The organism is Amycolatopsis sp. NPDC004625 (assembly GCF_040609695.1).
In the GTDB taxonomy this organism is placed as follows: domain Bacteria; phylum Actinomycetota; class Actinomycetes; order Mycobacteriales; family Pseudonocardiaceae; genus Amycolatopsis.
The window spans coordinates 1-10,134 of record NZ_JBEXKX010000103.1 but is presented as its reverse complement, the minus strand read 5'-3'; the positions used below and the strand labels follow the sequence as shown (position 1 = coordinate 10,134).

Here is a 10,134-nt window from a genome sequence, read left to right as displayed (position 1 = left end):
CCCAGAGGGTCAGTTCGCGTACCCAGGCGGTCGGATCACGTACCCAGAGGGTCAGTTCGCGTACCCAGGCGGTCGGATCACGTACCCAGAGGGTCGGCTCACCGCGGCAGAGCAGACCGCCGCCAGGCACCGGGCCCGTTCCCCCAGGCCTCCCCACCCCACCCCGAACGAGGCGGCGGCGAGGGTTCCCCACCCGAGGCGGCAAGCCCGGCGAGCACCAGCACCAACGCCGCCAGGCTCACCTCATCCGCACACCCACGAACAACGAGAACCAGCTCCGCCATCACCCACAACCCCCGTCAAATCGGCAGGTTGCCGTGTTTGCGAGCCGGTCCGGACTTCCGTTTCTCCCGCAGCATCGCCAGCCCCCGCGCGATCGCCGCCCGGGTCTCGGCCGGATCGATGATGTCGTCGACCAAACCCCGCTCGGCGGCGTACACCGGGTTGAGGTACTCCGCGCTGTACTCGGCGACCAGCCGGGCCCGCAACGCCACCGGATCCGCCGCGGCCGCGAGCTCCCGCCGGTGCAGCACGTTCACCGCACCCTCGGCCCCCATCACGGCGATCTCGTTGGTCGGCCACGCCAGCGACAGGTCGCACCCGATGGACCGCGAGTCCATCACGATGTACGCGCCCCCGTAGGCCTTCCGCAGGATCACCTGGATCCGCGGCACGGTCGCTTCGCAGTAGGCGTGCAGCAGCTGCGCGCCCTGCCGGATGATCCCGCCGCGCTCCTGCTCGACGCCGGGCAGGAAACCCGGGACGTCGACCAGGCTGACCAGCGGAATCCCGAACGCGTCGCAGAAGCGCACGAACCGGGCGGCCTTCTGCGACGCCGGCCCGTCGAGCACCCCGGCGAAGACCACCGGCTGGTTGCCGACGAGCCCGACGACCCGGCCGTCGACGCGCGCGAGCGCGCACAGCACGTTGCGGGCCCAGCCCGCGTGCAGTTCGAAGAACTCTTCGTCGTCGGCGATCTCCGCGAACACGTCCCGCATGTCGTACGGCTGGTTCGGCTCCGACGGGACGATCTCGGCCAGCTTCGGCCGGTAGTCGTCCACCGCCCCGGTCGGGGCGGTCACCGGCGGCTGCTCGAGGTAGTTCGACGGCAGCAGGGAAACCAGGTGGCGCACGTCGGCGAGGCACTCCTGCTCGTCGTCGTGCACGACGGTGGCGACGCCGGAATGCGCCCCGTGCACGTCGGCCCCGCCGAGTTCCTCGTGGCTGACGCGCCGGCCGGTCACGGCCTCGACGACGTCCGGGCCGGTCAGGTACATCCGTGCGGTGTCGCGCACCATGAAGGTGAAGTCCGCCAGCGCGGGCGAGTAGGCGGCGCCGCCGGCGCACGGCCCGAGGATCACGCTGATCTGCGGGATCACGCCGGACGCCTCGACCTGGCGGCGGAAGATCCCGCCGTAGCCGTTCAGCGCGAGCACGCCTTCCTGGATCCGCGCGCCGCCGCTGTCGTTCAGGGCGATCACCGGGGCGCCGTTCGCCACGGCGAGGTCGAGCACCTTCTGGATCTTCGCCGCGTGCGCCTCCCCCAGCGACCCGCCGAAGAGGGTGAAGTCCTGGGCGTAGACGAACACGCGGCGGCCGTCGATCGTGCCGGAGCCGGTGACGACGCCGTCGGTGTGCGGCCGGTTCGCGGCCAGCCCGGGCCCGGTGGCCTGGTGACGGCGGTACGGCTCGAGCTCCAGGAACGAGTCCTCGTCCAGCAGCAGCGCGAGCCGTTCACGAGCGGTCAGCTTGCCCAGCGAATGCTGGCGCCGCACCGCGTCGAGCTTCCCGTCGACGATGTGCCCGCGCAGCTCCCGGCGCCGCTGCCGCAGCAACGGCATGCCGGGGCGCGGCGCGGGCACGGTGTCGGCCGCGGCGAGCGCGATCACCTGGGCGTCGCCGGTGTCCGCGCCGCGGCCGAGGCGGCGGCGCCCGGCGCGGAGTTCGGCCGGGACGGGCACCACGTCCGTCTCGTCCGCGCGCTGGGCGCCGCTGTCGGAGGGACCGCTCACGCGGCATCCCTCATCCGCTCTTCCCGGTCGCGCTCGATCTCGGCGACGATGTCCGACCACACGATGCCCCGGCCGAGCCGCGGCATCGGGTGGGTGATCACCTCGGCCGGCGCTTCGGGAACGAGCCGCACCGGTGCCGAGCCGGACTCCGGGCGCCCTGCTTCACTGGCGGTCACGGGTAGACCTCCTCCATCACCGCGGTCCCGGCTCGTCCGGGACCGGCATCCTTGTGCGGCTTCACGCCGCCCGGGCACGGGCGTCGACGTGGTGGTAGCCGCCGCCGTAGAAGACGAGCGCGTGCTCGCCGGTGCCCGAGTTGGCCGCGACCACGCGGCCGAGGAAGATCGAGTGGTCACCGCCCTGGACGACCTGCGCCACCTCGCACTCCAGCCAGGCCAGCGCGCCGGTGAGCAGCGGCGCGCCGGTCTGCGCGCCCAGGGTGCAGGCCACGTTGTCGAACTGGGCCATGCCGTCGGGCCGCCGCCAGTCGGCGAAGTACTTCGACAGGCCCTGCTGGTCCGACGCGAGGATGTTCACCGCGAACGAGCCCGCGGCGACGATCGACGCGTGCATCCGGGCCGCCTTCGACACGCAGCAGAGCACGAGGGGCGGGTCCAGCGACACCGACGTGAACGCGTTCGCCGTCATGGCGTGGGCGCCCTCGCCGCCGACAGTGAGGACCGTGACGCCGGTCGCGAAGCGGGACATCACCTGCCGCAGCGCCGGTTGCGGCGAGAGGTCCCGCCGGCCCGGTGACTTCGGCAGCCGCTTCAGCGGCCGCCGTTCGACGGAGTTGCCTCCTGCTTGGGACACTTCACGCTCCCTTGCCGTTGAGCACCGAAGCCACCGTGTACGGCCTCAGCGCCTCCAGCAGCGCCTCGGGCACCCGGGCCGGCGCGGTCGCGTTGTTCGGCCCGCGCATGCACGCGATCCGCTGCCGGCCGCGCGCGACCAGCCGCTCGCCGTCCGCGTGCAGGTGCACGTAGTCGAACGTGAACTGCAGCTGCGTCTGGGTCAGCTCCTCCAGCCGCATCCGGATGGACAGCTCGTCGAACCCGGTGATCTCGGCGAAGTACTCGCACTCCACCCGGAGCGTGTAGAGCTTGAGGTCGCCGCGGATGTCCTCCAGGACCGCCGGAGCCTTCTCCAGGAGGAACATCTCGCGGCAGCGCCCCTGCCACCGCACGTAGTTGACGTAGTAGACGTTGCCCACCATGTTGGTCTCTTCGAAGCCGACCGTGTGGCGGAGCTCGTAGTAGTCGGTCATCTCAGTTCCCCTCTGCCTGGAGCACGGCGAAGACCACGGGGTCCGGCCGGTCGTTGACCGTGGTCGACCAGGTGGCGATCAGGGCCCCGCCGCAGGCGAGCAGCGCCCACCCGTCGGGCTCGACCCGGCGGACAGTCAGGGCCTGGGTCATCAGGCCGGTCTTGCGCACGCATTCCAGCGCGCTCCAGACCCGGGTGTTGGCCACCGCGAGCGACTCACCGGTGTCGGCGGCCAGCAGCCGGCCGACGGCGACGAGCTCTTCGCCCAGCAGCCCGGCCCAGTCCTCGTCGGTCCGCTCGATCGCGGTCTCGATGTCGCAGGTGAGCTGCCCGGTGCCGGTGACGGCCAGGGTCAGCTGCGCCGTGTGGGACGCACTCACCTCGACGCCGTCGGTTTCCGGCTTGCCGTCGGGGCGGTAGCGGATCTCGATCGGCGCGTCGAGGCTGCGGCTCGCGGCCAGCGCCGTCTGGGCCCGCCGCTCGGCGATCCCTTCGGCCGGGCTGCCCACCGGGTCCGGCTCGACGACCACGGACCGCGTGCCACCGAGCAGCCGCTCGCACGCCCGCTCGACGTAGGAGCCGAGCATCGACGGGACCCACGGGCCCGCGCCGTCGCGCTTGCGGACCGCGCGCAGCATCAGCCCTTCCCAGCGTTCGACCAGGGTGCCGTCCGGGTTGCGGACGTCGAGGTCGTAGACGTAGCTGTCGTCGTCCTGGAACCGTTCGCGGGCGTCGAGCAGGACGTACTCGTCGTGCTGGGCTCCCCGCTCGGCCAGGTACAGCTTCTCGATGCTCTGCGGCAGCAGGGTCGCGTCGGGGATGCAGCACTGGATCGCGTGCATCATCGCGTCGCGGGTCCCCGGGTCGGCGAGCAGCTGGTCCTGCGGCAGGAACGGCGCGAACCAGGAGACGTTCGCGGTGGTCGCGATCTCGGCGACGGCGTGCCGGGCACTGGCCCGCCGGTAGCCGACGACGCGCTGGAACCGCTTGCCCTGGAACAGGACCGTGCCGTAGAGCTCGCTGATCGGCTCCACCGGGACCGGCGGCAGCGGGACGTCCCGCCGCACCGCTTCGCCGAGCTCCGCCGGGCGGGCGAAGTTCAGCCGGGCGCGGAAGTGGTCGGCGCTGAAGCCGGTCTCGTCGCTGCGGAGCACGACGTCGACGGTGTCGGCGTCGCGGGCCAGCGTGGCCAGCCGGATCGTCGTCGACCGGCCGGGCGAGACGATGATCGGCCGGAGGAACTCGACGTTCTCGAGCACCGGGGTGCCGCTGCGGCCGAGCGTGGCCGTGGCGGCCTGGGTCATCGCCTCCATGCCGAGCACGGCCGGGAACAGCAGCTGGCCGTCGAGCAGGTGGTCGACCAGGTACGGGTCGCTGCCCGCGGACAGTTCGGCCTCGGTGACCAGCTCGACGCCGGGGTAGTGCACGACCGCCCGGTCGATGAACCGGGTCAGCGGCAGCTCGCGCCGCTGGATCGGCAGCGTGGGCAGGCCGTTCATCCGGCCGCAGATCACCAGCACCGGCGGGGTGGCCGGGTCCGACAGCAGGCGGCGCAGGATGGCGATGCCGTCGTCGAGCGGGATCGGCGTGATGCCGTCGCGCTGCAGGGCGGTGACCACGCCGAGCTTCTCGCCCATGCCGGCCCCGGACCAGACCGACCACTCCAGCGCGATGGCCCGCGCCTGCGGGTACTCGCGGCCGAAGCGCAGGGTCGCCTCGGTCAGCCAGTCGTTCGCGGTGGAGTAGTGCGCCTCACCGCGCAGGCCGGCCCGGCCGATGATGCTGCCGAAGGTGACCAGCAGCTTGATCCGGTTCTTGTCGACCGCGTCGAGCACGGCGTTCAGGCCGCCGATCTTCGGCGCGAGCGTCTTGCGGAAGGTGTCCTCGGTCAGGCTGAACAACGCGGCCGGCTCGTTGCGGCCGGCGCCGTGCATCACCGCGGTGACCGGGCCGAGGGCGGCCTGCATCCGGCCGACGGCCTCGGCGACCTGGGCGGCGTTGGTGACGTCGGCGCGCTCGTAGCGGTACTGGACGCCGGCCGCTTCCATCCGGTCGAGGTTCTCGGCCAGTTCGGTGTCCTGCTCGGGGTCGCTGCGGCCCAGGAGGGCGAGCTTCGCCCCCGAGTCCTTCGCCAGCGCCAGCGCGCTTTCCGCGGTGATGCCCTTGCCACCGCCGGTGACGAGCAGGACGTCGGTGCGGTCGAGGGTCTCCGGGATCGGCCCGGCCGGCGCGGCCGGCAGCCCGACCAGGCGCGGCACCGTGCGGCCGCCCTCGCTGTCGTAGCGGGCCTCGGTGAAGTCCGTGGTCGCGGCGACCTCGGCGACCACCGCGGTCACCGCCGCCTCGATCGCCTCGGGCGCCGCCGGGGTCGGGTCGGCCAGGTCGACGATCGTGGTCTTCGCCGACGGGTCCTCCAGCCTCAGCGTCTTCGCCAGGCCGGAAGCGCCGTACCCGTGGTGCACGACGACGAACCGCGTGCCGTTGGGCGCGGCCAGCAGCGTCCGGGCCGCGTCGAGGAACAGCCCGACGTGGCTCGAGTCGCAGTCGGCGGGCAGGCACAGCAGGACGCCGTCGCCGACGCCGCTGTGGGCCAGTGCCGCCCGCAGCGGCTCCGCGAGCAGGTTCCGCGGTGTGGCGAAGACCTGCCACTCCGCCGAACCCGTGCCCGTGGTGAGGTCCGCGGCCGGGCGTGCCGCGGGCAGGTACTCGACCGCGAACGGGCGGACCCACGGCCCGATCCCGGGCGCCTCGCCCTTGCCCGCGTTGTCGTCCGGCTTCGCCGTCTGCGCCAGCTCGTCGATCATCTCGGCGAGCTCGCCGAGGCAGACGGTGGCGAAGTTCGGCATGCCCTCCAGGGCCGGCCGGCCCAGCGCGCGGGTGACGTCGTTGACCAGCTGCCCCACCGTGATCGACGACAGGTGCAGGTCGTCGAGCGGGTGGGTGTCGGCCGTGACGGCCTCCAGCGGCAGCTCGACGCGCTCGGCGGCGAGCTTGCGGAGCAGGTCGAGCGTGCTGCCGCTGTCGGCGGTGGCGTCGACCTCGGCCTCGGTGGTCTGGGCCCGCTCCGCGGCCAGCTCGGCGGCGAGGTCGGCGTCGATCGCCGGCGCGGCCTCGCACGGGCTGGCCAGGAACCGGAACACGCCGTCGGCGGGCAGTTCGCGGACCACGCGGCCGGCGAACAGCCGCTCCGGGGTGACCGGCGCGCCCAGCGCGAACGCCGCGCCCAGCACCCGCAGCACCCCCGAGAGGGAGGCGTTGTCCGTGTCCAGCGCGAGCACCGGTGTGCCCGGCGCGATCTCCTCGAACAGCCCGGTGAGCACGCGGCCGGGGCCGACCTCGATCACCAGGTCGCTGCGCTCGGCGACCTTCGCCGCCGCCTCGCGGAACCGGACCGGCTGCACGATCTGGTCGCGCAGCAGCTCCGGCAGGTTCTCCGCGGCGTGCAGGACGTCACCGGTCACGGTGGAGACGACCGGGCGTTCGAGCCGCGCGAAGGCGAACTCGCCGAGCCGCTCGATCATCGCGGTCGCGGCCGGCTCGACCTCCGGGGAGTGGAACGCGTGCGACACCTTGATCCGGCCCGCACCGACCCCCTGGGCCTTCGCCCGGTCGACCACCCGGTCGACCGCGGCGGCCGGTCCGGAGATCACCGTCTGCTGCGGCGCGTTGTAGCCGGCGATGACGACGTCGGAGCCCAGGCCGAGCTCTTCGGTACGGCCCGGCGAAGCGGCGATGCTGGCCATCGCGCCGGTGCCCGGGCCGACCTCGGTCGCCATCACCTTGCCGCGGATCTTCGCCAGCTTCAGGACGTCCCGCTCGCCGACCGCGCCCGCCCAGTGCAGGGAGGTCAGCTCGCCGAGGCTGTGCCCGGTGGCCGCGTCGGCTTCGATGCCGAACGCGCGCAGCACGCGCAGCCCGGCGAGCGAGCCGGTGACGATCCGCGGCTGCGCCACCTCGGTGGCGACCTGGTCGCCGGTGACCGGCAGCCCGGCGGCGTCGTGGATCTCGGCGGCGGCGGCGAACCGCCGGCGCAGCGCGCTGTCCCCGCCACGGCCGGAACCCTGGCCGGGGAACAGGAAGCCGATCTTCGGGGCGGACGGGCGCGAGCTCGCGAAGATGCCGTCGGCGGCGTCGAAGACCGAAGGGCCGTCCTCGAGCAGTTCGAGCAGCCGGGTCAGCTTCCGCTCGGCCTGCTCGGGGTTCGCCGCGACGACCGCGGCCCGGACCGCCCGGCCCGCCAGCTCCCCGGCCAGCGAGCCGGCCAGGTCGGTCAGCTCGGCGAAGGACAGCTTGGGCACCAGTTCGAGCAGCGCGGCGATCCGGCCGCGCAGGGTGGCGACGTCGTCGGCGTCGAGCAGCAGCAGCTCGGCGTCCTGGCGGCCGGCGACCAGGGAGCGCGAACGCTCGTCGAGGTCGGCGCGGCGCGCCGCGTTCGGCGGCTCGGCCACCGTGACGTGCGAGTTGATCCCGCCGAAGCCCATCGCGGAGACACCGGCGCGCACCGGCTGGTCCGACGGCCACAGCGTGGCCTCGCGCGGCACGTACATCCGGGCGGAGTCGCCGGTCAGCGACTCGTGCGGGGCGAAGTGCCCGGTGGCCGGCGGGATGACCTGGTGGTAGACCGACAGCGTGGCCTTGATCAGCCCGGCGACCCCGGCCGCGGCCTTCGTGTGCCCGATGTTGCCCTTGATCGTGGACAGCGCGGCCGGCTTGGCCAGCGGGTCGGCCTCGCGGCGCGCGGTGGACAGCGCCTCGATCTCGGTGGCGTCCCCGAGCGCGGTGCCGGTGCCGTGGCCCTCGAAGTAGGACACGGTCTCGACGCCGTAGCCCGCGCGGGTGTAGGCGCGCTTGAGGGCGAGCTGGTGACCGGCGGCTTCGGGCCGCGTGATGCCGCCCTTGCCGTCGGAGGAGATGCCCCAGCCGGTGACCGTGGCGTAGATCCGCTTGCCCTGCTCGATCGCGTCGGCTTCGCGCATCAGGACGAGCATGCCCGAGCCTTCACCCGGCCAGAAGCCGTTCGAGTCGGCGTCGTAGACCTTCATTTCGCGCTTGGCGAGCGCGCCGGTCTTCGCGAAGCCGATCACCTCGAACGGGTCGATCGAAAGGTCGACACCACCGGCGATGGCGACGTCGAGGTCGCCCTGGGCCAGCCCGTTCGCGGCGCTGACCACGGACAGCAGCGAGGACGAGCACGCGCCGTCCACGGTGTAGCCGCCGCCGGCGAAGTCGAAGTGGTTGCAGACCCGGCCGGCGATGGTGTTCGCGAGGCCGCCGGCGAGGGTGTCCTCGTTGATCTCCGGGAACGGCTCCTTGTACTGGATCTCCAGGTCACGCAGGAAGTCCGCGGTCTCGTCGTCGGCCCAGCCGCGCTGGGCCAGCGCCGCGGCGACCGTGCGCCGGACGTAGGGCCAGCGCAGCCGCAGCACGTTGGCGCGGGAGAACTCGCCGGTCAGGCTGTTGCCGATGACGACGCCGGTGGCCGTCTTCGGCGCGCCTTCGCCCTCGGGGTACCCGGCGTCGGCGAGCGCCTGCTGGGCGACGTCCAGGGCGAGCCAGTGCGTCGTGTCGGTGGCGCGGAAGGTGCTGCCCGCGACCTTGTGGGCGACCCGGTCGAACTCGTAGTCGCGCAGCACCGCCGCGTTCTGGGCGTAGAACCGGTCCGGCGCCTTCGGGTCGGGCGAGTAGTAGTCCGCCCGGTTCATCCGCTCGTCGGGCAGCCGACGGAAGGCCCGGCGACCGGCCAGCACGTTCTCCCAGAGCTCCTCCGGGGAACTTGCGTCCGGATACCGGAGGCCGATACCCACGATCGAAATCCGCTCACCGCTCATGCCAACGCACTCCCACTGGCTCTTTGTGCCCCAGTAACCGATCCGGTTCCCAGCATGGCTGCGCCTGCCGGTCACGTCTTCTTTCTCCATGCCCGCGGCCTTTCGGTCCGCACGCAGCGACAACTAGCGATCCACAGTGGACAGACGCCAACTCAGTCGGCGAACTGCCCCGGTGCCCGGCCTTCACCCGCCGGGCCGCGATAGGCCTGCGCGATGTCGAGCCACGCGTCGGCCAGCGCGCCCTCGGCCCGCAGGTCGAGGTCGTCGCGGTGGCGGCGGCGGGTGACCAGCAGGCAGAAGTCCTCGGCGCTGCCGGTGATCCGCTCCGGCGAGTCCGCCGGCCCGAACGTCCAGACCGCGCCCGACGGGCCGGTGATCTCGAACCGGAACTCGGTCTCCGGCGGCGTCAGCCCGTGTGCTTCGTAGCCGAAGTCCCGGACGCGCACGGCGAAGCCGACGAGGTGGGCCAGCCGGTCCGTGCGCTCCGGGCGCACGCCGAGCGCGTCGGCGATGTCCTGGCCGTGCCCGAACAGCTCCATCATCCCGGCGCAGGCGAGGACGTAGGGCGGCAGCGGCCGCACCAGCCACGGCACGAGCTGGTCGCCCGGCACCGCGGCGAGCGCCTTGATGGCCTGGTCGCGATCGGCCCGCCACTTCGTCAGCAGCACCTCCGCCGGGTCGTGCTCGAACTCCTTCAGCGCCGCGTTGACGGCCACGTCGAGCCCGCCGGTCAGCGACTTCGTCAGCGAGACGAAGACCTCCGGCTGGGCCGCGGCCAGCCCGGCGATGCGGAGGATGAACGTGAGGTGGGCGATCTGCTCCCGGACCCGCCAGCCCGGCGCGGGGGTCGGGGTTTCCCACTGCGCTTCGGCGAGGCCGGCCACGAGCGCGTCGACCACGTCGGCCTCGGCGGTCAAGTCGGCGATCACGCCCGTCGTGTCAGTCACCTGTGCCGTCCTCTCGAACATCGGATACGTCCCTGGGTGGGCCCGCGGTGGCCGCGGGGGCGGGGGTACCGCCACCGCGGC

General features: G+C 73.1%; 7 protein-coding genes. All 7 read right to left on the bottom strand.

What is annotated here, in order from left to right; genetic code table 11:
• Positions 1–98: 98 nt before the first annotated feature.
• A complete protein-coding gene (locus ABZW17_RS46200; RefSeq protein ID WP_354829245.1) occupies positions 99–284 on the bottom strand; it encodes an acyl-CoA carboxylase subunit epsilon in 186 nt (61 codons plus the stop codon).
• A gap of 15 nt (positions 285–299) precedes the next feature.
• On the bottom strand, positions 300–2,012 hold the full coding sequence (locus tag ABZW17_RS46195; protein ID WP_354829243.1) for an acyl-CoA carboxylase subunit beta: 1,713 nt from the start codon (positions 2,010–2,012) through the stop codon (positions 300–302).
• Positions 2,009–2,188: a DUF6222 family protein gene (locus ABZW17_RS46190; protein WP_354829240.1), complete on the bottom strand. Its 180-nt coding sequence runs from the start codon at positions 2,186–2,188 to the stop codon at positions 2,009–2,011. The genes ABZW17_RS46195 and ABZW17_RS46190 overlap by 4 nt, the downstream gene beginning before the upstream one ends.
• 61 nt (positions 2,189–2,249) lie before the next feature.
• On the bottom strand, positions 2,250–2,825 hold the full coding sequence (locus ABZW17_RS46185) for a flavin reductase family protein (RefSeq protein ID WP_354829237.1): 576 nt from the start codon (positions 2,823–2,825) through the stop codon (positions 2,250–2,252).
• A gap of 1 nt (position 2,826) precedes the next feature.
• Complete coding sequence (locus ABZW17_RS46180) at positions 2,827–3,279, bottom strand: acyl-CoA thioesterase (RefSeq protein WP_354829234.1); 453 nt, start codon at positions 3,277–3,279, stop codon at positions 2,827–2,829.
• A gap of 1 nt (position 3,280) precedes the next feature.
• Entirely contained in the window at positions 3,281–9,106 is a 5,826-nt protein-coding gene (locus ABZW17_RS46175; RefSeq protein ID WP_354829232.1) for a type I polyketide synthase, read from the bottom strand.
• 152 nt (positions 9,107–9,258) lie between these two features.
• Positions 9,259–10,053, bottom strand: coding sequence for a TIGR03084 family metal-binding protein (locus ABZW17_RS46170; protein ID WP_354829229.1), 795 nt, complete (start codon positions 10,051–10,053; stop codon positions 9,259–9,261).
• Positions 10,054–10,134: the final 81 nt, after the last annotated feature.